Genomic DNA, 23,706 nt, shown 5'->3' with positions numbered 1-23,706 from the left:
ATGAAGTTATTGAGTTTTTATTGATTTGCTGTTTTGAAACTGCTGCCGATATTGACTCGGTGTTAGATCAAATTGCTTTTTAAAAGTTTGACTAAAGGCAGTTTCAGAAGAATAACCGACACGGTGGGCAATTTTTTGAATCGACAATTGCCCTTGTTGTAAATAATGCGATACCAAGCGTAGCCGATGTTGCTGTAAGTATGCCAAAGGCGGTTCACCAATCACCTGATTAAATAAATTGGCGAATTTAGAACGTGACATGCAACATTGTTCTGCCAAACTTTCTACCGTCCATGCTTGTTTAGGTCGACCATGAATGGCTGCGGGTGCATTGGAAAGTTCAGGATGTGCCAAAGCGCCGAGCCAGTTATTTGAGTCATCAAGCTGAGAAATATAATCACGCACACATTCAATAAGTAAAATACTGACCAAATGATCTAAAATTTTATCCCGTCCCGGTCTGATTTGATGACTTTCCACTGCTAAAAATTGCAAGCCAATTTGTAACCATTCGGGTGCAGTACTGCACATGATATGTGGAATATGCAGATATTCGGCAAGGGCACTTAACAGCGGCTTTGCCATGGTGGTGTCCATGTGGCATTGAATCACCAAAATAAATGCGTCGTCAGCTTGTGTGTGATTTGTAGTGCCAAATTTGGTGGTGTTTTAAAAAGTATGCTGACATTAAATGAAGCCCTTATTGATGTAAAAGAAGGTTAAGTCGAAGGCTTTAAAATGGTTTTCAAGCTTTTGGGAGAAATTACAACTTCTTCTAAAACCACGCCTTATTCGATGCCTTATTTTGCAATTATTACCTTCAATTCCTACAGTAAAAAACTTCCCAATACTTTGCTTGCAATTTTTAAAAGCAGTGATGAAACTGTCCCAATCATCACTTGCAATTCGGGTGTAGTGAATACCTAATTGTTTAAGCTTTGTCTTAAACCTTTGGACTGCAGCTAAATCTCTCTTACCCCAAACATAAGCAACAATCTCACCTGTTTCTCGATGGTAGGCGTAAATAAGCCATTGTTTATTATTTTTTATTTGCAACAAAAGTCCAGAATTCATCTACTTCGAGAGATTCATAATGACTTTGTTTAGGCTGAATTTGATAGGCCGATTCAGTTAAAGTCCGTAAGACTTTACCGATACTAATGCGCTCAACTTCAGCGATATCTCGTATACCGCTGCCTCTGACCATTAACTGTAATATTTTACGAGTAATGCCAGAATTACATCCTAGATAGCTCAGAGCATGGTCACCAATAAACTGACGTTTGCAGTCTTTGCATTGGTAGTTTTGTTTCCCATCTACTTTGATGCCATTTTTCTTTATACTGTCACTGAGGCAGGTTGGACATTTGATTTCTAGAGTTATTTGCATTTCTCTATTTTATCAAAATTCAACCTGCTTTTTTTTAGAATACTTTTTGATACACCACCTGAATTTAAAATAAATTGACCTAAATGACAATTGCATCGAGTGGGCAACAATCATTTAGGTCTATCTAACAGCTTTGATCAAAGAAATAAAAGTTGGGACTTAAATAAACTTTTGAATCATTTTGCGGACATTGGTTTTCGCATCAATCACGGTCATAAAGGTGTAGGCACCAATAAATTTACGGCTAATAAACATAAATTCTTTAGGCGGCACACTAAAGTAACGTGAAGCCATCGACTTAGATGCTTGTTGCATGACACGGCTATGTAGCTGACTTTTTTTCCAGTCATAGCGCGATTGTTCATCCATCACGCCTGCAGGTAAATCGGGGTTATTGTCTAAGTGACTAAAGGCTTCGGTGGCCAATAGAAACACTTTTGCCATGTCAGGTTTAATGCTTTCTGGAATGCTGTCAAAAAACTCATAACCCGTCATGGCATTCACCATCATTTGTGGGTCGTGGTAATAGCCAGCCTTAATTAGATTACGCGCCACAGTCAGTAAGTGATGGTCAAATTGACGAATAGCGCCAAAGTCGAGCAGTACAATTTTATCGTGAATATCTTCACCATTGCCTAAGCGAACTAAGTAGTTGCCAAAGTTTGGGTCAGTCTGCATTTCGCCCCATTCAAATACTTCACGCACGGCAATTTCCAAAGAGGCTTCGCCCAATTGGTTACGGCGTTCTTGAGGTAATGAGAGCATGACAGGGCTGTTGATCGGTACGCCACGTTCAAAGGTCATACACAGTACTTGGTCGCTACAGTATTCATCCACAATTTGCGGCACAATGTAGCGCGGATCATCTTTTAAGCGTGCAGCAAAACGACGTGTTGTTTCCGCTTCAATTTGATAGTTGACTTCACGATGCATCATTTCACGCACTTCATCAAACCACTGATCAAATTCACGGGTTTGCGGCACCATGCGAGTCAATTTGAGCATATTTCTAAATAGGCTCATGTCTGAGTCAATTGCATCTGCCACGCCTGGATATTGGATTTTTAACACTAACTCCAAACCATCCGACTTGCGGGTCGCGCGGTGAACTTGCGCCAAAGAGGCTGTACCTAATGGCTCATGATCAATGGTCAGATCATCAAGTTTTGCACCTAACTGCACCTGTAATTGCTGTTTAATTGCAGGCCATGCCAACGCAACAGTCTGGTTATTCAGCGTGTTAAGCGCTTGCGTAATTTCTTCGGGTAAAAAATGTTCGCCGTACAGCGCCATCATTTGCCCAATTTTCACGATAGAGCCTTTGAGTTTGCCAATTTCAGCCACCAGGTAGTCGGCTTGTTCTTTCATGGCTTTTTTGCGTTTACGTTCTTTTTCTTCTTCACTTGAAAACATAGAAGTGGCATTCGAGGCTGCCCATCGTGTTCCTGCCAGTAAAGATGCCTTTGCGATGGATAAGCGTCGATCCATAGAGGAAGTCTTGAGTTGTTTAAGCTTATCGTTCTGATCTGACATTAAAATCAATCCTTAAATCAGCAATACGCAGGAAAATTAGATTGTAACGGATATTAGCGCGTCTTAACGTATTAAAAAAGTTCAACTTGCTGAACGACGAGTTTCTTCGTGAAAAAAGTATGAAAAACGGCTTAAAAGTATTTTTACATTCGATATTGCACTTTGGTTTCGGTTTTTTTCATCAATTGTGCTTTGTTGTCTTGAATAAACTTGAGAATCATCAATTTTACAGAATCGTGTAAAAAACCATGCGCATACCCTTTAACAATAATCACGCTGGGCAAACTAAAAAATAGATATTTGGCATCATCTAATGACGCATTTTCAAAAATGCCGTTTTCAATCAAAATTTTCTGAAAAAATTGTTTTTCAATCAAGACTGCATCGGAGTGGTTGTCGTTCCAGTAGCTTTGGCGCATGGCCATCAAATTGTTGTGTTTGTAGCTCATAAGGCTGAAAGCTTCATCTATAAAATGAGTAATTCAATTATTGGGATATTGTCACATTTTTCAATGATTATTGTGCATTTATCATAGACTGAATCATAAAAAGCAGGAGATTGACTATATGCTTTTTAACCTGAATCTTGTAGCATCAATGCAGCAATTTGGGTTTTGTAAAATTATAAAATATTGAAAATTTACTGCGCTTTAAAAACAGACTGCGCTCAGGGGAAAATATGAAAGTTTGGACGTTTACATTATTGGGGATGCTGACTTTGGGCACAGCTCAAGTTTGGGCAAACGGTGTTTCACAGAGCTATACACATTGTATGAACAATAGTTATGGCAAAATTTCCCAATCGCAAAAATGTATTAAAACTGAGCAAAAAGCACAAACCAAAAGACTCAAAAAACACTATAAAGCCTATGTAAAACGCAGCGCGGGCAATGCCAGTAATATTCAACAACAGCATCAACTTTGGGAAAACCTTGTAAAACAACGCTGTTATTTATCGACTCAAAGCGATTTTGCTGCATTACAACGTGCGCAATGTGTTTTGCTACAGACAGCAGAGCGCGCTGATTATTATCAAGGTCAGTTTATAGGCATTAAATAGAAAAATCCCTGCTTAAAATAATTGTCTGAAACGCGCTTAAACATTATAAAACCGAGCAAAACAAGGTATCATAAGGCGTTTTAAAATTTGACCTTGGAGCGCCTTAAGTGGATCGACCGACAATTAGCCCTGAACATTTGCAGGAAGCTGCTGAAAACCTATCAACCATTCGTGATTTTATTCGCTTTGGGGTTACAGCACTACGTCAATACGATGCACATTTAGGACAAGGTACAGAAGATTATTTTGCAGAAAGTTCTGCCTTAGTGTTGCAAACTTTGTCTTTAGACTGGAATGCAGACGCTGAAATCTTAGATGCCAAATTATTGCCAAGCGAAGCGGCTGAATTTTTAAGCTTGCTCGAACGTCGTATCAATGAAAAAGTACCAACTTCTTATTTATTAAACTTGGCGTATTTCTTCGGAAAACCATTTTATGTCGATGAGCGTGTTCTAATTCCACGTTCACCTATTGCCGAATTAATTGAAAATCGTTTTGCGCCATATTGCCTAGATGAAGAAGGTCAAATGCGCGGAGCAGATAACAATTTACCAGCCAATGCAGCACCTAAAACGCCACAACGTATTTTGGATATGTGCACGGGTTCAGGGTGTATCGCGATTGCTTTGGCTTATGCTTTTCCTGATGCTGAAGTCGATGCAACAGACATTTCAAAAGATGCTTTGGAAGTCGCACAAATTAACTGTGAACATCACAACAAACAGTATCAAGTGGCGTTGCTTGAGTCTGATTTATTCGACAAAATCCCAGCCGAAAATCAATATGATTTAATCGTATCAAACCCACCGTATGTTGATGCGGAAGATATGGCAGATTTACCTGAAGAATTCCACCATGAACCAGAATTGGCATTGGCGGCAGGGCAAGATGGTTTAGATTTAGTCCGTAAGATGCTGGCACAGGCGGCAGATTACCTAACTGAAGATGGTCTGATCGTAATTGAAGTAGGTAATTCTGAATGGGCGATGAAGCAAAACTTTAACACGGTTGATTTGCACTGGTTAAAATTCCAAAAAGGTGGTTCAGGTATTTTTGCATTGACTGCAGCACAATGCCGTGAATATCGCGATTTATTTATTCAATCTGTTCAAGCATAAGGAGTCGTTGGACGTGGCAGGTAATAGTATAGGGCAACTTTTCCGTGTAACGACTTGTGGTGAATCTCATGGCGTCGGTCTGATGGCGATTGTCGATGGCGTGCCACCAGGGATTGAACTGTCTGCAGAAGATTTACAAAAAGATTTAGATCGCCGTAAACCAGGCACGTCTAAGTTCGCAACACAGCGTAAAGAACCTGATGAAGTTGAAATTATTTCAGGAGTCTTTGAAGGTAAAACCACTGGAACTTCAATTGGTTTACTCATTCGTAACACCGACCAAAAATCGAAAGACTACGGCAATATTGCACAGACTTTTCGCCCTGGGCATGCAGATTATACCTATACGCAAAAGTATGGTTTCCGCGATTATCGTGGTGGTGGACGTTCTAGCGCACGTGAAACAGCAATGCGCGTGGCTGCAGGTGCAATTGCAAAAAAATATCTGTTTGAAAAATTTGGAATTGTGATTCGTGGTCACGTCACGCAAATTGGTACAGAAAAAGCTGAAAAGCTAGATTGGAATGAAGTACCAAACAATCCATTTTTCTGTGGCGATGTTGATGCTGTGCCACGTTTTGAAGCTTTGGTAACGTCTTTACGTGAACAGGGTACAAGCTGTGGTGCAAAACTGGAAATTGTGGCTGAAAAAGTTCCTGTGGGTTGGGGCGAACCTGTTTTTGATCGTTTAGATGCCGATATTGCCCATGCCATGATGTCTATCAATGCTGTGAAAGGCGTTGAAATTGGGGATGGTTTTGCCGTAGCGGCGCAGTTTGGGCATGAAACTCGTGATGAACTGACCACTGATGGCTTTTTAGCGAACCATGCAGGCGGTATTTTAGGCGGTATTTCTAGTGGTCAAGATATTCGTGTTGCGATTGCTTTAAAACCAACAGCCAGTATTACCACACCTGGCAAAACTATTAATTTAAACCGTGAAGATACGGACGTATTAACCAAAGGACGCCATGATCCTTGCGTAGGTGTGCGTGCAACGCCAATTGCAGAAGCAATGCTTGCGATTGTGTTGATGGATCACTTTATGCGTCATCGTGCACAGAATGCCGATGTGGTTGCACCGTTTGCACCTATTGAGCCAAAATAACAATATGCTTTAAGCAAGACGTATTGTCATCGACAAGTATAAACATATTGTTGAGAAAAAAGCCAAACCGCAGCGTTTGGTTTTTTTCTGCCTGAATTTTGAGCCTTGTTCGTCTTTTTAGATTGTAATTTTCAAAATTTCATACGCTGCTTTATATGATGAAGATATAGAGGAATGATCTGTAGCTAAAATATTAAGCTGATAAAAAAGAGCGCAAATCGCGCTCTTTTTAAGGAATATTCACTTTGTTTTTTAATTGAAAAACCAAGTGTAATAACCCCAAATCATCAATGGCCAAGCCACAAATGGGCTAAATAACCATTTCCAAAACCAAAAGCGTGGAATAAAACCAACACCATGTACAAAGCCACCTGAAATACCAATCATAATAAACATCATGGCACGGTGGCTATATTCACCGTTGGCATCAAGCATTGCTGCTGGATGTAGAAGCAGTACAGCTGCGAGCGGGAATGCCAATAAACATGAAATAACCATCGCAATCTTATTCGGTTTTTGAACTGTTGTTTCAGCGTTCACGGCAGTGTCTGTCATCTAATTATTCCTCGTCAAGGTCTTGATGAGATTCAATATACAGGGCACTCAAGACACCTGCAAAGCATGCCATCAGAATACCGAGAATCCATGCAAAGTACCACATAATTTATTCTCCTTAGACACAGCCTTAGTAAAGGCTGTGTGAATTCTCTTTAATGTGCTTGTTGGTGATAACGCCCCACATTTTGTAGTAACACCAAGTGGTGTATAACAAAATAATTGGTACGAAGATACATGCTGCTACAGTCATAACAGTTAGCGTATTTTGACTAGATACCGCATCCCACATAGTCAAGCTAGCAACTGGGTTGAGGCTTGATGGCATTAGGAATGGGAACAAGGCAAAACCTGCAGTTAAAATCGCACCGATCACCGCTAAAGATGAACCTGTGAAACTTAAACCCGCTTTATTTTTACTTGCTGCAAGAACAATTAAAATACCGCCCAAGATACCCATAATTGGTGCAATCATGGTGATTGGGTAAGTTGAGTAGTTGTTCATCCAGCCAGGGTTACCATTGGTAAGCACTTCTTTAGCCAATGGATTGGCAACGCCATTTGTGTCGTATGGAGTAACGAGGGTATAACCTTCGATACCACCGAAGTATAACCATGCGCCTGCACCTAAGAAACACACAAGGAACACAATACCCATGATTTGTGTTGCCTTAGCAGAGCGTGCACGTAAGTCACCATCTGTGCGCAGCATTAACCATGCACCACCATGCGCACACAGCATAGACAAGCTGACTAAACCACAAACTAAAGCAAATGGGTTTAATAATGCAAAGAAGCTGCCTGTATATGTTGAACGTACAGTTTCATCTAGGGTAAATGGCACACCGAGGAACATGTTACCAAACGCAACACCGAATACTAATGCAGGAACTGCACCACCTACAGCTAAACCCCAGTCCCAAGATGTACGCCACTTGGTGTTTTCAAGTTTTGAACGGTAGTCAAAACCAACTGGACGCAAGAACAGGGCAAACAGGACTAAGAGCAGTGCCCAATACATGCCTGAGAATGCTGTTGCATATACCATAGGCCATGCTGCAAATAACGCACCACCAGCAGTAATGAACCAAACTTGGTTACCATCCCAGTGCGGTGCAATCGTGTTGATTGCAGCACGGCGTTCTTCGTCATTTTTACCTACAAATGGCATGATTGCCATTGAGCCCATATCGAAGCCATCGGTAAGGGCAAAGCCAATTAGTAGTACACCAACTAGCACCCACCAAATGATTTTGAGTAATTCATATTCGATCATGCTTAAGCCTCCTCATTGGCTTTTTTCGCAGCTTCAAGTTTCTCGAAGTGGTATTTACCAGTATGAAGCGAGCTTGGGCCTAGACGTGAGAATTTGATCATCAAGTACATTTCAATAATCAGTAATACGGTGTAGAACGCAGCTAATGCAATGATTGAGCCCCATACGTCACCTGTGCTGAGTGAAGATGCAGAAAGGTGTGTAGGAAGTACTTCACCAATTGTCCATGGTTGACGACCAACTTCTGCTACATACCAACCTGTTTGCGCAGCAATCCAAGGTAATGGTAAAGCAAGTAAAGCAAATTTTAATAACCATGGTTTGCTTTCAGCATTGCGTTTTGCAACAGCAAAAGTTGCAAGAGCGAATAACAATAGCATTAAGAAACCAGAAGCAACCATTGCACGGAATGCCCAAAACAGGCTTGGTACGTGTGGAATAGTGTCCGCAGCAGCCATTTTAATTTGTTCGTCAGTTGCATCTACAACGTTTGATGTATATTTTTTCAACAATAAACCGTAACCCAAGTCTTTTTGAGTTTGGTCAAATGCAGCCTTCAGTTCAGGGGATTGATCGCCTGCACGTAATTGCTCAAGTTGTTGATAAGCAACCATACCATTACGGATACGCAATTCATGGTTCGCGATCAGGTCTTTAATACCAGTCACTTCTTCAGTCACAGAACGCGTTGCGATAATACCCATAACATAAGGAATTTTGACTGCGTAATCTGTTGTTTGCGTTTCTTCGTTTGGAATACCAAATAAAGTAAACGCTGCAGGAGCAGGGTGAGTATCCCATTCTGCTTCAATTGCTGCGAGTTTAGTTTTTTGAACATCACCTAATTCATAACCTGATTCATCGCCAAGTAGAATTACAGATAAAGTAGAAGCTAAACCGAAAATTGCTGCAATAGCGAACGAGCGGCGTGCAAATGGTAAATCTTGCTTTTTCAATAGGTAATAACTTGAAATTGCTAAAACGAAAATAGCACCCGTGACATAACCAGCAGAAACAGTGTGTACGAATTTAACTTGCGCAACAGGGTTAAAAATTAACGCCCCGAAGTCAACCAATTCCATACGCATGGTTTCGTAGTTAAAGGTAGAACCCACTGGGTTTTGCATCCAGCCGTTGGCAACTAAAATCCAGAGTGCGGACATATTAGAGCCAAGCGCAACTAGCCACGTTACACATAAGTGCTGCACTTTGGTGAGGCGATCCCATCCAAAGAAGAATAAGCCAATGAAGGTCGATTCTAAGAAGAAGGCCATTAAACCTTCAATTGCAAGTGGTGCACCAAAAATATCACCCACGTAGTGTGAGTAATATGCCCAGTTTGTACCAAACTGGAACTCCATGGTTAAACCAGTAGTTACCCCTAAAGCAAAGTTAATACCGAAGAGTTTTCCCCAGAATTTAGTCATGTCTTTATAAATTTCTTTACCAGAAATCACATACGTGGTTTCCATAATGGCAAGAATAAAAGCCAGACCCAAAGTCAGTGGAACAAAAATAAAGTGATACATCGCGGTCATTGCGAATTGGAACCGCGAGAGATCGACCACGCTTTCAGAAATCATCAACGTGTCTCCTTGATTGAGGAAGGACTGCCAGCAATACGCTCAGCAACTTGTGAATCAAAATTTTGAGGAATAGTTGGGGCATCAAACCAAATATTTTTGATGGCCATTAACAACACGACCTTAATTATTAAAATGATCGTGAGTTCACGAACTACTTTTCTATTTAAATCTTTAGGAACTAAGCTCACTTTTATAAGCCTATTTTTTAAACTGTGTCTTATATTATTAAACAAAAACATACAAAAAAAAATAGTTTGAACAGTTAAAATAAAAATATATTATTAATCTGTTGTAAAACAATAATTTACTTATTTTATCGCGAAGAATAAACGGAAGAAATTAGTAATTTATAAACCTGACGAAAACACTTGTAATTAATAATTTAAAATCTGACTAAAATACTTATATTTTAAAAAGCAAATCTGACTAAAATACTATGATTAAAAATCAATCTAAAATAGCAATAAATTAGAGATATTATCAGCTAATAATTATTCTCATTCATTTGTTAAAGCTTGATGACGATTCCGCATATTTTTTTATTTTCCTACAATATATTTCTTGCGAAGTTAATTTGAGAGCATTCAATTTACTATTCCAGTAATTAAATTCATTCTTAGATCAAATCATTTGCATCTATTTCTAAAGCGTTCCGTGAATATCCGAAAATACTTAAGTTTACCTTTGATATGTTCTATTGTGATCCTACTCCGATTGATTTCTTGGTTGAGCTATTTTGCTATTTGAGGTAATGATAAATTCTTAGCTTTATTGATTTGAATGAGTAATTTATTCTTAATCTGATGAAATCCTTTATAGGCTAAATCTGCCATAATACAAAGATGGATAATCTTCTTCTTCAAATATTTACGCGCAATCGTCAGATTATATTTTCTGCCACTTTCGATCTGTATGCTTACAATTTGCTTTAGTCGAGGAATAAAATGACCTGTTTTAGCGTATGTTTCTTCTCTTTACCGCTATAGAGTTTTCTTATTTTTTGGGACGCTCAAACTATGACTCAGTGACATCAACAATCACATAATCTCCCTTGCTAAACTTTTGATTCCTTTTAGGCAACGCGAAAATTCTTGACTGAATCAGAGCATTTTCAACTATTCGGAATAGTTTGATTCACATTACTTTCAGCTATGTTATAGTCAGGGACAAATCAATTTGAGTTCTATCACAGCGTAAGTATTTAAAAGTTAATAACAATTGATACTCTAAACACAGTGAATGAAGTCTTCCAGATTTTCTTTGGTAAGTTCAGCGTGTTGTAATACTGATACCATTTTTAAGAATAATGGATGAGGCACACCAACGAGTCGTTTAAATTCCCCATCGTTAAATCGAGTTAAGTTTTCACATTTCGTGGGGCTAATATAAACAATTTTTACTTGCGCAAGAGGTATAGTGTAGTGTTGTTTTATCTTTGGCTTAGTCTAGTGTAAACTAAACATAGACAAAATTGTTGACAGACTCTATACGGATAACATGAAATGTATCATTTAAAAATCAACAGATTGTGTTGAGTTAAGTGGAAAATTTTAACTTTCTTAGGTCAGCATGATTGGTTTTAAATATTAAAAAATGAATTATTGATTGCTAAACAAGTTGTTTGAAGCTGAAATTTTTTTGGCAAGATAGTGAGATTGTTTTTTTCGAACAATAATTACTTGAGCTTGAAATTCAAGTTCACCAAATTCAGGTTCAACCTGCACATAATGCAATTGTCCAAACTCATCACGCACACGTGCTTGTGCAGAAAAACCAGGACGGGCATTGCCACTTGAAATTGTGGCCAAACGTCCGAGCAAATCGACTTGGCGGACGCTGTATTTAGGTTTGATAACTTGGTCTAAACAGTGAATCATGAAGACTGTAAAAAAGATAGCAATAATAAACGCTGGAAAAATAATGTAATATGCAGGAACAAAATGCTGTTTTTGTGAGTAAATGAAGAACTGTAAAAAATATCCTGAAACACTGAAATTCATCAGTAAAAAAACAAAAATCAGTACTTTGGAAAATTTAACATCTAAAAGCGGCGATTCTGTAATCCGTTGTGAAAATACATTTTCAAGCAACTGACTTGGACGAAAATTAAAATAGTAACCAATCGTTTCGGCAGTGCTGATTAGCATTAAAACAACCAGGCTGAGATGAAAGGGCATTAAGTTCAAATCAGATAAAAACTCATGCATGCGCTAAACTCGCCTGTTGAAATATTTATAGTTGATGTGACTAGATGCAGATCATAGATCTAACTCTACATAGAGAGAATAGATAAATGATCTGGTTTTGTATAGAGCTAAGATTTGCAACTTTGAGTTTTTTTAGCTTAGGGAAAGCCGCTAAAAGTTAGTCGTTGATTAAGTAAATCCCACCATCTGAATGAACGCTGATCTCGATTTTCTCGAGTGACTGACCTAAACATGGACCAGAAATACATTCGCCCGTTTCGACCATGAACAATGCGCCATGTGTTGAGCATTCAATATATTCTTGGTCGCGGTCTAAGAACTGGTTTTCTAAAAACTCTAGTTCCACTTGTAGATGTGGGCACACATTTTTGTAAGCGTAAAACATGCCATCGCGTTGGGTGATAAAAATCGTATCACCATTTGGCGTTTCGTAGGAGCGTGCTTCACGCTCAGGAATGTCTTCCATCATACAAATTTTATTCATTATGCAAATTCCTTTTGAATGTTATGCAAAAGTTTAGCGTAATCCTCTACAGCAAGACGAGGGCCGAATTGAGCAACCACTTCACTTGAAACAAGAATGGCGAGTTGAGCTGCTATTTGGAAACCTAAACCTGCATTGAGTGCATACAAGAATGAACCTGCAAAGGCATCTCCGGCACCATTAGCATCAACAGCAGTGACTGGACGACCTGGTACATTATAAGAGTTGTGTCCATCAAAAATTAAGGCACCCTGTGCGCTCAATGTAATGACAATGTATTTGCTTTTTTGTTTCAACTGTTCTAAAGCACTTTCTGCCGTTTCTGTACCTGTATACATCATGGCTTCTTCTTGATTACAGAAGATCAAATCTACACCATCGTCTAGTAACTCATTCAAACCTTCACGGGCATATTGCACCATGGCAGGATCAGATAAAGTCAGTGCAATTTTTACTTGATTGGCTTTGGCAATTTCACGCGCCTGTTTTACCGCAGCGCGTGCAGTGTCACTCGTAGATAAATAGCCTTCGATATAAAGCCATTTTGCTGTTTTAAGTGGCTCAAAATCAATTTGTGTGGCAGAAAGTTCCGCGGTAATGCCTAAGTAAGTGTGCATGGTACGCTCAGAGTCATCACTCACTAGTACCATACAAGTCCCTGTAACACCTTGACTGACTGATTTGGTTGTGGTGTGAATACCTGCTTCATTTAAGCCTTTGAGATATATATCACCCAAATCATCGTTACCCACACGGCAAGCATAGAAGGCTTGACCGCCTAAAGCACTAAATGCAACGGTGGTATTTGCAGCAGAACCACCTGAAGCTTGGCCTTTATGTCTTTGCGTTTTAATTAAGTTGTTGTATAAACTTGCTTGTGTTTCACCATCGGTTAATTGCATAGTACCTTTTTGCAAGTTATGTTGAATGAGGAAGTCATCCGAGACTTGAAATTCTTGGTCAATTAATGCATTACCAATTGCAAAAAGGTCTACAGTTGCCATGTCTTTAAATCACAGTCAAAATTAAAAACACTAAGTTTACACCAATGCTCAGGATTGCTGTAGTTTCATGAATAAAATTCAGCTGATTGAAGGTTATTGATGAAAAATAGGGGTTTAGCAGAGTTATCAGGAAGGTGAGATGAACATCGAAATTAAAGAAGCACAAGAGTTACCAACGCAAATACAGACTTTGGCCAAACATGCTGCTCAAGAAGGCTTTGATTTTGTCCATCGTTTAATTGAAGAATGGGAAAGTGGCAAAAACCGCTTTAATCAGCCTGGTGAATTTTTATTGTTTGTTTACGATGGTGATCAACTGGTTGCATGTGGAGGTTTAAATCAGCAATGGAATGAGCAGGATATTGAAAGTCGTATTGGACGGGTACGTCGTTTTTATGTTTTGCCAAATTATCGTAAACATGGCGTGGGCAAACAGCTGCTACAACATTTAGAGAAAAAAGCACGTGCAAATTTCTCGGCGTTATGTTTAAACACTGACACTAAATCGGCAGCACATTTTTATCAAAAACAGAATTATGTGTATGTCGAAAATCATCCAAATTATAGTTATTTTAAATACCTGATCTAGTTTTGCTTATGCTGAAAGCATCGCAGCGCAGCATTTTGTTGCTACTTTGCAAATTTCAATCAATTTAGTCGGGTTTTCAACGTGAATTATTTAAAGAACTAAAGCTATAATGGCTTTAGTTTTTTATTTGCTTATTTTAGGAGATCACATGACTGTAGATGTCACTGAAACCATTTCCCAGACTGTACATCCTGCGTTTCAGTTGGTACGTCAACACCATGTTGAAGCCTTAGACATTTTAGTGTCTGAATTTAAACATAAAGTGACAGGTGCGGTGCATTATCACTTAGCGACAGAACATGATGAAAATGTTTTTTTAGTCGCATTTCGCACTCAGCCGATGGATTCCAAAGGTGAGGCGCATATTTTAGAGCATACTGTGTTGTGTGGTTCTGAAAAATTCCCTGTACGTGACCCGTTCTTTTTAATGATTCGTCGTTCTTTGAATACTTTTATGAACGCATTTACTGCGGCGGATTGGACGGCCTATCCATTTGCGACACAAAACAAAAAAGATTTCCAAAACCTGCTTGCGGTGTATATGGATGCGGCTTTTGCAGCCAATTTAAATCCTCTCGATTTTGCTCAGGAAGGTATTCGTATTGAGCTGGAAAATGGTGAGCCTGTTTATAAAGGCGTGGTATTTAATGAAATGAAAGGTGCGATGAGTTCGCCATCCGATCAGCTTTATCACCAATTGGCTTATCATTTATTCCCTGAAACAACTTACCACTACAATTCAGGTGGCGACCCGAAAGATATTCCAGATTTAACCTATCAAGAATTGGTAGATTTTTATAAGTCACATTATCACCCAAGTAATGCGGTATTTATGACTTTCGGCAATACGCCTGCATACGATTTACAAGAACAGTTTGAACAATTGGCTTTGGCAAAATTTGAGCAGGGCGAAACGCTGTATTCGAAACCTGAGCGTCGTTTAACTGCGCCCGTTGCAGTGACTGAAAGCTATGCAGTCGATGCAGAAGAACTGAAAGATAAAACGTATCATGTTTTGGCGTGGTTATTGCCTGAAGCAAGCGATATTAAATTACGCTTAGGTATGCGTTTGGTTGAAGGTGTTTTACTTGAAAATTCTGCATCACCACTGCGTCATTATTTGGAAACTTGGGCGCATGCACAATCTACAGGGCCATTGATGGGCGTGGATGATTCTAACTTTGAAATGACCTTCTTCTGTGGTGTGCAAGGTTCTAACCCTGAACATGCAGCAGAATTTCAGGCGGGTGTTTTAAAAGTTTTACAAGATGTGGCTGCACAGCCTGTGGATACTGCATTGGTTGATGCAATTTTGCATCAAATTGAATTGCATCAGCGTGAAATTAATGGCGATGGTATGCCATACGGGTTGAGCTTGATTTTAAATGGTTTAAGCAGTGCCATTCACCACAATGACCCAATTCAGGTGTGGGATGTAGATACTGCGATTGAGCAAGTCAAAGAAGAACTTAAAGACCCAATGTGGTTATCGCAATTAATTCAGACACATTTAATTGATAACCCGCACCGTGTGCAAATGACTTTGGTGCCAGATGCAGAAAAATCGGCCAAAGATGCCGCACTTGAAAAAGCACGTCTGGCTGAGATAGGCGCACAACTCACAGATGAGCAAAAAGCAGAAATCATCGCGCAAACGGAAGCTTTAAAAGTCCGTCAAGATACGCCCGATGATTTGAATTTATTGCCAAAAATTGGTCTTGAAGATGTGCCTGCAGCCTTGCATATTGTGCAGGGTGAGTTGCGTGAAATTATCTGCAACCGCATTGATTATCCTTTAAATTTATATCATGCAGGTACCAATGGAATTTACTATCAGCAAGTGTTGATTCAAATTCCTGATGAAATTGTACAATCACCATACTTTAATTTACTGTCTATTTTAATGGGCGAAGTGGGTGCGGGTGAATACAGCTATTTAGAATTGCAACAGCTACAAACCGCAGTGAGTGGTGGTTTGGGTATGGGAGCATCTTTACGTTCTAAAATTGATGACAAAAATCAGATCAGTGCATGGCTCACCTTAACTACCAAGTCTTTGGTGAATAATTTTGAAGCCATCCGCTTGCTGAAATTGGCATTTGAGCAATTACGTTTTGATGAAAAAGATCGCATTATAGAGTTGTTACAACAGCGTAAAACCCGTTGGCAGTCACGTTTATCGGGCTCTGGTCACAGTTATGCTATGCAAATTGCAGGGCGTCATCACAGTGCCTTGGCGCTGCGTGATTACAACAATACAGGTTTGGGCGCATTAAATTGGTTGGCAGACTTGGTTGATAAAATTGAAAAAGATACAGCGGAATATGAGAAACTGATTGCAGAATTGCAATTGATTCACCATAAATTACTACAAGCGCCTAAGCAATTTTTGTTGGTATGTGAAGAACATCAATCTGATCGTTTGGTCGAAGAAGTTCAAGAGGTTTGGGATAAACTCACTGTCGCAGAAAATGCTGCAGCTTTAACCCAAGTTCCTGTAGATCATTCAGAGCAAGATCAGGCATGGTTGATTCAATCCAATGTACAATTCTGTGCGGCAGCATATCCTGCGGTGGAAGTGTCACACTCAGATGCTGCACCTTTAATGGTTTTAGCTGCATATTTACGCAATGGTTTCTTACACAGTGCAATCCGTGAAAAGGGCGGTGCTTACGGTGGCGGTGCAAGTTACGATGGCAATGCATGTTCATTCCGTTTTTATAGTTACCGTGATCCACGCTTGGCAGAAACTTTTGCAGACTTTGAAGCGAGTATTGATTGGTTATTTAATGCAGAGCAATTGCCGCATCAACTTGAAGAGGCGATTTTAGGTTTAATTGCCAGCATGGATAAACCAGGTTCACCTGCAGGTGAAGCGATTACTGCATGTTATGCATTATTGCACGCACGTACACCTGCATTCCGTACATTATTACGTGAGCGGTTATTGGCAGTGACTTTAGATGATTTAAAACGTGTTGCAGAGCAATATTTGCGTCAGCAGCAAGCATCTAAAGCTGTAGTCGCACCTGTGTCAAAACGTCAAGCATTGCTCGAACTTGGGTTTGAAATTAAACAAGTGAATTGATACGTGAAATAAAAACTAAAACTTGGGGTGATTTATGAGCGCGTTCAAACTTTTTGAGTACAGAGGACTGTCGCTGAGTGTTGCTGCACTCAGCACTGTGTTTGTGTCGAAAATTTATGCACAAGACCCAGCTAGCTTAGTTGCACCTGCAACACCTGAAGCCTGTGTGGCTTTAGAGGCAAATGCTGATCGTTTGGCGTGCTATGATGCATTGTTTAAAATTCCTGAAGCAGAAAAAACACCACTAATTAGCGAACGCCAAGCCGCTCAGGCACTTGCTCCTGCACCTGAAACCCTGAAAGAAAAAATTGCGGTAGGTGTGAGTAATTTATTTTCATTTGATGTACCAAAGCTCGATCCGAATGTATCTATATTGGATAAACGCTGGGAGCTTTCATCCGATAGTAAATTAGGTACATGGAATTTACGTGCTTATCAACCTGTGTATTTGATGCCTGCTTTTTGGACGTCCGATAAAAATGAACGTCCACAAAGCTTGAATGAGCAAAATACTGTTCAAGTGGGTAAGGAACAAAATCTGACCTCAACGGAAACCAAATTTCAACTGTCTTTAAAAACCAAAGCAGTAGAAAATCTGTTGGGGGATAATGGTGATGTGTGGTTAGGTTATACCCAGTCATCACGTTGGCAGGTTTATAATGGTGATGAATCACGTCCATTTCGTGAAACCAATTATGAGCCTGAAGCCAGTTTGATGTTCCGTACCAACTATACACTTTTGGGGCTGTATGGTCGTTTATTAGGTGTGACGCTGAACCATCAATCCAATGGTCGTTCTGATCCGTTATCACGCAGTTGGAATCGGGTGATTTTTAATTTAGGTTTTGAAAAAGACAATTTTGCCTTGATGTTACGTCCGTGGTATCGCATTGAAGAAGACCGCAGTGATGACAATAACCCTGAAATTAAAAATTATATCGGGCGTGGCGATATGTTGGCATTTTATCGCTGGAAAGAGCATGACTTTTCTTTGATGCTTCGTCATAGTTTAAAAGGTGGTGATGACTCACACGGCGCAGCGCAGTTTGACTGGGTTTTCCCAATCAGTGGCAAATTACGCGGTCATTTTCAACTATTTGATGGTTATGGTGAAAGTCTGATTGATTATAACCACCGCGCCACCTATGTTGGTTTAGGTGTGTCTTTAATGAATTGGTTCTAGGCGTATTGAGATTGATTTCTTACCCTTGCTAGCTGAATATAAAACGCCAATCTTGATGATTGGCGTTTGTTTTTGAAGTCAGATCGTATCTAGCTTTTATCCAATTTGAATATCTGCGGTTGGATGTTTAATTCGGCTTTTTTGTGGTGTGGCGATTAAATAAGCCAAAGTCAGCGGCCCTAAACGACCTGCAAACATCAACAACATTAAAATAATTAAACTACCAGGTTGTAATTCACCCGTAACACCACGTGATAAACCCACTGTACACGCTGCAGATACAGCCTCAAACAACAGGTCTAAGAAATTTAGTTTCGGTTCAAGGGCAAGCAAGCTAAACAAACCGATGCAAATTAACATGCCTGTAATGCTGATCACCGCCAAAGCTTTAAAGGTGGTATGTTCAGATATGGCATGATTAAACACACGCACCTCATCTGAACGTCTTAAAAAACTGATCACGCTTAAAACGACAATAACAAATGTACCAACTTTAATACCGCCTGCGGTACTGAGTGAGCCACCACCAATAAACATCAGAAGCATGGTGAGCAAGGTTGAGCTATTTTGCATACTTGCGACATCTAGGCTATTAAAACCTGAAGAGCGAGGAACGGTAGCGTGAAACCACGCATTGAGGGCTTGGTCGCCAATACTCATGGCTGCAAGGGTGTGTGGATTATTGGCTTCAATCGCCCAAATGAGCAGAAAAGCCACAAAGTTTAAACTGGCAATGGTCGACAAAATGAGTTTGCTGTTGGGTGAGAGTTTTTTCCAGCGTTTGGCGCGCTTAATATCCATGAGCACCACAAAACCAATACCGCCAATGATATACAGCATACTAATAGTTAAGGTAATCAGGTATTGATCTGCAAAGCTCATTAAGCTATTTGGAAATAATGAAAATCCACCATTGTTAAAGGCTGAAACACTATAGAAAGCCGCATAAAAAAACGCATCGCTTAATGGATAATCCTGCATCCATGCCAAGGTTAAAATAACTGTGCCTATCCCTTCAAAAAACAATGAGTAGAGCAATACGCCTTTAATGGTCATCGACACTTTAGATAGGTTGGTTTGCCCAATGGTGTCTTGCGCCATAATTTGTTGTTTTAAACCAATTTTGGATGAAAAGCTCAAAACCGCTAAAATTGCAAAGGTCATGAAACCCAAGCCACCACATTGTAATAACAACATAATGACCAATTGTCCAAATACGGTATAAGCATCGCCAATATTCACCACTGACAATCCAGTAATGGTCACTGCGGATGTAGCAGTGAATAAGGCATTGATCCAGCTCATCTCGCCATGATGGGAAATGGGCAGTTTCAGCAAGATTGTGCCAATGCTAATAAAGCTTAAAAAGCCCAGTGCCAAAAGACTGGGTGGGCTTAAATTGACAGTTTTGATTGGTTGTTTCGCTGTTTTTTTCATTCTGACTTAAATTGTTTAGATAAGCGTTTTAATGGTTCAAGTTGTCCTTCAACCACCAAAATATCATCTGTTTGTAGCATTAAATTGGATTCAAGCGTATAGAAAATCGTTTCGGCACGTTTAAACAGTAAAAGTTTAACTTCGGATGCATGTGATATCAGACTATGAATGCGCGTGCCATGCAAGTTGTCTTTAATTTTTACTTTTACAATATAGTGGTTGTCGTTTAGGCTCATATAACGACTCACCATAGGATAACTTAGCGATTGCGCGATGCGAACGCCCATATCTTCTTCAGGGTGAATAATTTTACTTACGCCCAAATGGGTCAAAATCATAGTGTGCGCTTTGCTTTTGGCTTTAACGTAAATTTTAGAAATACCTAAATTCTTTAAATTTAAGACACACAAAATACTGGCTTCAATATCTTCACCAATGGCGACCACCACTGCATCACAATTTTGAATATTCAGTTCTTCCAAAACGTGTTCATCGGTTGCATCGGCAATCACCGCATGGGTAATTTGATCGGCAATGTTTTCTACAAACTTTTTATTGCTATCAATCCCAATGACATCATGGTTGAGTTTGACCAATTGTGTCGCCACAGTTGCACCAAAACTACCTAAACCAATGACAGCAAATTGCGCCATAGCATCATCCTGAAAAAATTATATTATTCTTGCAATATACTAAAATATTTTATGGATTTATACTGTAGCGAAATGACTAAAAACCGCTGGAATCAGCGGTTTTTTGTACTTATTGAGATGTGTGATCGGTTATTTTAAGAAACGCTGATAACCCAAGTTGTTGGTAATTTCTTGGTATGGATAAGTGATCTTTTCCAAAGTTTCGATTAAACCATCTGGGTTCTGTTTAGCATCCGAAGCTTCTAAACCCACCAATACACGACCTTCCGCTGCACCGTGGTTACGGTAATGGAACAGAGTAATGTTATGGGTTGGGCCTAAACGCTCCAAAAAGGTGAGTAATGCGCCTGGACGCTCTGGAAATTCCACACGAAATAGACGTTCATTTTCAATATCGGCATGACCGCCGACCAAATAACGAATGTGTAGTTTTGCTACTTCATCATCTGACAAATCATCAACATCGTATTGAGTTTTGAGTAACTCATAAATGTCGTGGCGCTCTTTTTCACCTGATTTTAGGCTGATGCCAACAAAGACTTGCGCGGCAGTGGCATCACTGGCTCGGTAGTTGAACTCAGTGATATTGCGACCTTGCAGCGCACGGCAGAAGTTAAGGAACGCCCCTTTTTCTTCTGGAATGGTCACGGCAAAAATTGCTTCTTTATGTTCACCGAGTTCAGTACGTTCCGCGATATAGCGTAAACGGTCAAAATTCATGTTTGCGCCACAAACAATTGACACCATGTTTTTATTTTGCAGTTGGTGTTGCTCGACATATTTTTTGATACCAGCCAAAGCCATAGCACCTGAAGGTTCAACAATGCTGCGGTTTTCATCAAATGTGTCTTTAATTGCCGCACAAATTTCATCGGTATTCACCAAAACCACATCACGTTCAACAATTGGGCCTGATTGATCTGATTTTTGTAGTTGTAAGACTTCAAACGGCTTCTCACCAATTTGTGCGACAGCAGTACCATCGGCAAATAAACCAACTTGCGGCAAAATGACTCGCTCATTGGCTTCAAAAGCCGCTTTTAAACAAGCCGATTCATCATATTCTACAGGAATGACTTTGACATGCGGTGCGACATCGCCCAAGTAAGCTGCCACACCTGCAATTAAACCACCACCACCAACAGCAACGAAAACGTATTCGACATCGCGCCATTGACGCAAAATTTCGTTGGCAATTGTACCTTGACCTGCCATGACCAATTCATCGTCATACGGTGGAATAAACGTCATGCCTTCATCTTGAGCACGTTGAATGGCATATTTATTGGCAACATCGAATGAGTCACCATGTAGTACCACTTCGCCACCTAAGCGTTTTACCGCTTGGACTTTAATATCTGGCGTGGTTTTAGGCATAACGATAATGGCACGAATTCCCAGTTTTTGCCCAGACAGTGCTACACCTTGGGCGTGATTACCTGCAGAGGCAGTAATTACACCACGTTCAAGTTGGTCTTGGGGTAACTGGCTAATACGATTATACGCACCACGCAATTTAAAAGAGAATACAGGTTGTAAGTCTTCACGTTTAAAGCGAATGTTATTGTTCAGTTTTTCACTAATTCGTGGCGCTGCGTCGAGTGGGGTTTCGATTGCAACATCGTAGACCGTTGCTTGTAAAATTTGTCGAACCAAACGAGACAGCATGTTAATCTTCCATCTAACAGTTTAAAATAGGCGGGTATTGTAACAAACCCCTAGACATTTGCGCTGTAAAATCGGCAACAAATGTCAAAATAGTTGAGTGAAGTCATGAGTCTGTATGCTACCCAAGATGAAAAGAAGCAAGCGGCTGCCAAAGCAGCATTAAAACATTTGCCTAAAGGCGGGATTTTGGGGGTAGGTACGGGCAGTACTGTGAATTTCCTGATTGATTTATTGCCTGAATTACAATTAGAAGCAGCTGTGGCAAGTTCTGAAGCGACTGCGGAGCGTTTGAAGAAGCTTGGTATTGAAGTAGTCGATATGAACTCTGTAGGCAGTTTAGATGCTTATGTTGATGGTGCCGATGAAATTGACCGTCACATGCACATGATTAAAGGCGGTGGTGCAGCGCTGACCCGTGAAAAAATCGTGGCTTCTATTGCGCGTAAGTTTATTTGTATTGTCGATGATTCAAAATGGGTAGAGCAGTTAGGACGTGAGTTTCCATTGCCAATTGAAGTGATTCCAATGGCTCGTTCAGCGGTAGCACGTAAAATTGTGGCTTTAGGTGGCGATCCTGCTTACCGTGAAGGTGTGGTAACTGATAATGGCAACGTGATTTTAGATGTTTATAATTTAAATATTTTAAATGCGTTGGAATTAGAAAAAACCTTGAATGATATTCCAGGTGTTGTGACCAACGGTATTTTTGCCATCAATAAAGCTGATATTGCAATTGTAGCAACCAATAATGGCATTGAAGAACGAATTGCAATTTAAACTCCACTCCTTTAAGAGTTAATCTCCCCCAAACCCCTCTTTAAAAAAAGAAGGACTTTATCTTTCTTTTTTATTAAAGGGGTGGTGCGGATTCTCTAAAAAGAACAATAATGATGCTATCCGACCTTCCTGAAATTCAAATCACAGCACATGCAAAAGCAACCCGTTTAAGATTACGTGTCGAGCCGCATCAAATTCGCTTAACTGTGCCGAAATATTGTACTCAACGACAAATTCTGGATTTTTTGCAGCAATCTGAGCAGTGGATGATCGAAACTTGGCATAAACAGCAGGCACAGCAAGGATTTGTACAGCGTGAATTACCAAATCAGTTGGCACTTTTTAATTTAGATGAGCCTTTAAATATCTACTATCAAACACAAAAACACAGTTTTATTTTAGATTTAAAAAAGCATTGCCTTTGGGTCAGTGACCGTCAACCTGCAGCATATTTAAAAGCCTTTGTTATTGCTTATGCCAAACAAATGTTGCCAATATATTTGCAAACAGTTAGCCGTGAAATTGATTTGCCATTTAAACACTGTGCAATTCGTCAACCGAAAACCCGTTGGGGCAGTTGTAGTGCTCAACATCATATTATGCTCAATAGCGCTTTGGTGTTGTTTTCCGAACAGATTGTGCGATATGTCGCTGTGCATGAGTTGGTACATACCCGACATTTTGATCATAGTCCTGCATTTTGGGCTGAAGTGCAGCGGCATGATGTGCACTATTTGCAGCATCGCAAACAGTTAAAAACGACGCTTTTGCCTTGGTGGTGGTATGAATACAGAAATAGCTAAAACAATAAAAGAATGGAAATCTTTTTAAGCGTAACTTTCTATATTGGAAACAGGATTAGTCATTACTGATCATCGTGATTTGCCCAAACTCATTATAGGGAAGTCGTTTGGTTCAGTAATTTTTAGAATTTCAAAACAAGAAAGCAGATTGGTTAATATTCAGCAAATGGGTTGTTATATTGACTGG

General features: G+C 39.8%; 22 protein-coding genes and 2 pseudogenes. 8 read left to right on the top strand and 16 right to left on the bottom strand.

Annotated features, from left to right (window positions below; translation table 11 throughout):
• Nucleotides 1–6: 6 nt before the first annotated feature.
• The 4 genes and pseudogenes from AC0T5Z_RS07495 to AC0T5Z_RS07480 form a co-directional block, all read right to left on the bottom strand.
• Nucleotides 7–633: pseudogene (locus AC0T5Z_RS07495) on the bottom strand (helix-turn-helix domain-containing protein); the annotation flags it as partial.
• Between the two features lie 54 nt (nucleotides 634–687).
• Nucleotides 688–1,390 (bottom strand): IS1 family transposase gene (locus tag AC0T5Z_RS07490; RefSeq protein WP_435336819.1). Its coding sequence is split into 2 segments (ribosomal slippage): nucleotides 688–1,047 and nucleotides 1,049–1,390, totalling 702 coding nucleotides; the frame shifts between segments, so codons are not numbered across the junction.
• A 159-nt stretch (nucleotides 1,391–1,549) separates the two neighbouring features.
• Nucleotides 1,550–2,923, bottom strand: a complete 1,374-nt coding sequence (locus AC0T5Z_RS07485) for an ABC1 kinase family protein (protein ID WP_435336820.1) — start codon at nucleotides 2,921–2,923, stop codon at nucleotides 1,550–1,552.
• 143 nt (nucleotides 2,924–3,066) lie between these two features.
• Nucleotides 3,067–3,372 carry a hypothetical protein gene (locus AC0T5Z_RS07480; RefSeq protein ID WP_435336821.1) on the bottom strand — a complete coding sequence of 102 codons (306 nt, stop codon included), beginning with the start codon at nucleotides 3,370–3,372 and terminating at the stop codon, nucleotides 3,067–3,069.
• A gap of 230 nt (nucleotides 3,373–3,602) precedes the next feature.
• Between AC0T5Z_RS07480 and AC0T5Z_RS07475 the strand changes: the two genes are divergently transcribed.
• From AC0T5Z_RS07475 to aroC, 3 genes are all read left to right on the top strand, one after another.
• On the top strand, nucleotides 3,603–3,983 hold the full coding sequence (locus tag AC0T5Z_RS07475) for a lysozyme inhibitor LprI family protein (protein WP_435336822.1): 381 nt from the start codon (nucleotides 3,603–3,605) through the stop codon (nucleotides 3,981–3,983).
• Between the two features lie 107 nt (nucleotides 3,984–4,090).
• A complete protein-coding gene (prmB, locus tag AC0T5Z_RS07470; protein ID WP_435336823.1) occupies nucleotides 4,091–5,101 on the top strand; it encodes a 50S ribosomal protein L3 N(5)-glutamine methyltransferase in 1,011 nt (336 codons plus the stop codon).
• Nucleotides 5,102–5,114: 13 nt separating this feature from the next.
• Complete coding sequence (aroC, locus tag AC0T5Z_RS07465) at nucleotides 5,115–6,209, top strand: chorismate synthase (protein WP_230245027.1); 1,095 nt, start codon at nucleotides 5,115–5,117, stop codon at nucleotides 6,207–6,209.
• A 252-nt stretch (nucleotides 6,210–6,461) separates the two neighbouring features.
• Here the strand turns inward: aroC and AC0T5Z_RS07460 are convergent, their stop codons facing one another.
• The 9 genes and pseudogenes from AC0T5Z_RS07460 to AC0T5Z_RS07420 form a co-directional block, all read right to left on the bottom strand.
• Nucleotides 6,462–6,764: a cyd operon YbgE family protein gene (locus AC0T5Z_RS07460; RefSeq protein WP_435336824.1), complete on the bottom strand. Its 303-nt coding sequence runs from the start codon at nucleotides 6,762–6,764 to the stop codon at nucleotides 6,462–6,464.
• A gap of 4 nt (nucleotides 6,765–6,768) precedes the next feature.
• The gene (gene cydX / locus AC0T5Z_RS07455; protein WP_004860610.1) at nucleotides 6,769–6,870 is read right to left on the bottom strand and encodes a cytochrome bd-I oxidase subunit CydX; all 102 of its coding nucleotides are present in this window, start codon (nucleotides 6,868–6,870) and stop codon (nucleotides 6,769–6,771) included.
• A gap of 24 nt (nucleotides 6,871–6,894) precedes the next feature.
• Nucleotides 6,895–8,040, bottom strand: coding sequence for a cytochrome d ubiquinol oxidase subunit II (gene cydB, locus AC0T5Z_RS07450; protein WP_435336825.1), 1,146 nt, complete (start codon nucleotides 8,038–8,040; stop codon nucleotides 6,895–6,897).
• A 2-nt stretch (nucleotides 8,041–8,042) separates the two neighbouring features.
• Complete coding sequence (locus AC0T5Z_RS07445; RefSeq protein WP_435336826.1) at nucleotides 8,043–9,623, bottom strand: cytochrome ubiquinol oxidase subunit I; 1,581 nt, start codon at nucleotides 9,621–9,623, stop codon at nucleotides 8,043–8,045.
• Nucleotides 9,623–9,814 carry a cytochrome oxidase putative small subunit CydP gene (cydP, locus tag AC0T5Z_RS07440; RefSeq protein WP_435336827.1) on the bottom strand — a complete coding sequence of 64 codons (192 nt, stop codon included), beginning with the start codon at nucleotides 9,812–9,814 and terminating at the stop codon, nucleotides 9,623–9,625. The genes AC0T5Z_RS07445 and cydP overlap by 1 nt, the downstream gene beginning before the upstream one ends.
• Before the next feature lie 438 nt (nucleotides 9,815–10,252).
• Nucleotides 10,253–11,011 (bottom strand): annotated as a pseudogene (locus AC0T5Z_RS07435) (transposase family protein).
• Between the two features lie 213 nt (nucleotides 11,012–11,224).
• Nucleotides 11,225–11,833 (bottom strand): OB-fold-containig protein, encoded by a 609-nt coding sequence (locus AC0T5Z_RS07430; RefSeq protein WP_435336828.1) that lies wholly within the window; start codon nucleotides 11,831–11,833, stop codon nucleotides 11,225–11,227.
• Nucleotides 11,834–11,990: 157 nt separating this feature from the next.
• Complete coding sequence (locus AC0T5Z_RS07425; RefSeq protein WP_171066651.1) at nucleotides 11,991–12,302, bottom strand: Rieske (2Fe-2S) protein; 312 nt, start codon at nucleotides 12,300–12,302, stop codon at nucleotides 11,991–11,993.
• 14 nt (nucleotides 12,303–12,316) lie between these two features.
• The gene (locus tag AC0T5Z_RS07420; protein ID WP_435336829.1) at nucleotides 12,317–13,321 is read right to left on the bottom strand and encodes an adenosine kinase; all 1,005 of its coding nucleotides are present in this window, start codon (nucleotides 13,319–13,321) and stop codon (nucleotides 12,317–12,319) included.
• A gap of 139 nt (nucleotides 13,322–13,460) precedes the next feature.
• On the opposite strand from AC0T5Z_RS07420, the gene AC0T5Z_RS07415 reads away from it, so the two are divergent.
• From AC0T5Z_RS07415 to AC0T5Z_RS07405, 3 genes are all read left to right on the top strand, one after another.
• Nucleotides 13,461–13,910: a GNAT family N-acetyltransferase gene (locus AC0T5Z_RS07415; RefSeq protein ID WP_004973417.1), complete on the top strand. Its 450-nt coding sequence runs from the start codon at nucleotides 13,461–13,463 to the stop codon at nucleotides 13,908–13,910.
• Between the two features lie 148 nt (nucleotides 13,911–14,058).
• On the top strand, nucleotides 14,059–16,998 hold the full coding sequence (locus AC0T5Z_RS07410) for an insulinase family protein (RefSeq protein WP_435336830.1): 2,940 nt from the start codon (nucleotides 14,059–14,061) through the stop codon (nucleotides 16,996–16,998).
• 34 nt (nucleotides 16,999–17,032) lie between these two features.
• On the top strand, nucleotides 17,033–18,181 hold the full coding sequence (locus AC0T5Z_RS07405; RefSeq protein WP_291341420.1) for a phospholipase A: 1,149 nt from the start codon (nucleotides 17,033–17,035) through the stop codon (nucleotides 18,179–18,181).
• 96 nt (nucleotides 18,182–18,277) lie between these two features.
• Here AC0T5Z_RS07405 and AC0T5Z_RS07400 read toward each other — a convergent pair whose 3' ends face one another.
• The 3 genes from AC0T5Z_RS07400 to ilvA form a co-directional block, all read right to left on the bottom strand.
• Nucleotides 18,278–19,618, bottom strand: a complete 1,341-nt coding sequence (locus AC0T5Z_RS07400; protein WP_435336831.1) for a TrkH family potassium uptake protein — start codon at nucleotides 19,616–19,618, stop codon at nucleotides 18,278–18,280.
• Complete coding sequence (locus tag AC0T5Z_RS07395; RefSeq protein ID WP_291341416.1) at nucleotides 19,615–20,271, bottom strand: potassium channel family protein; 657 nt, start codon at nucleotides 20,269–20,271, stop codon at nucleotides 19,615–19,617. The genes AC0T5Z_RS07400 and AC0T5Z_RS07395 overlap by 4 nt, the downstream gene beginning before the upstream one ends.
• Nucleotides 20,272–20,400: 129 nt before the next feature.
• The gene (ilvA, locus tag AC0T5Z_RS07390; protein ID WP_435336832.1) at nucleotides 20,401–21,939 is read right to left on the bottom strand and encodes a threonine ammonia-lyase, biosynthetic; all 1,539 of its coding nucleotides are present in this window, start codon (nucleotides 21,937–21,939) and stop codon (nucleotides 20,401–20,403) included.
• Nucleotides 21,940–22,044: 105 nt separating this feature from the next.
• On the opposite strand from ilvA, the gene rpiA reads away from it, so the two are divergent.
• Together rpiA and AC0T5Z_RS07380 are read left to right on the top strand one after the other, a co-directional pair.
• A complete protein-coding gene (gene rpiA / locus AC0T5Z_RS07385; protein WP_019837303.1) occupies nucleotides 22,045–22,716 on the top strand; it encodes a ribose-5-phosphate isomerase RpiA in 672 nt (223 codons plus the stop codon).
• Nucleotides 22,717–22,826: 110 nt separating this feature from the next.
• Nucleotides 22,827–23,519 (top strand): M48 family metallopeptidase, encoded by a 693-nt coding sequence (locus AC0T5Z_RS07380; RefSeq protein WP_291341410.1) that lies wholly within the window; start codon nucleotides 22,827–22,829, stop codon nucleotides 23,517–23,519.
• The last annotated feature ends 187 nt before the right edge of the window (nucleotides 23,520–23,706 follow it).

The sequence above is a fragment of the Acinetobacter pengchengensis genome, assembly GCF_982235305.1.
The sequence above is the reverse complement of the archived record's forward strand: the minus strand, read 5'-3'. Positions and strand labels throughout refer to the sequence as shown.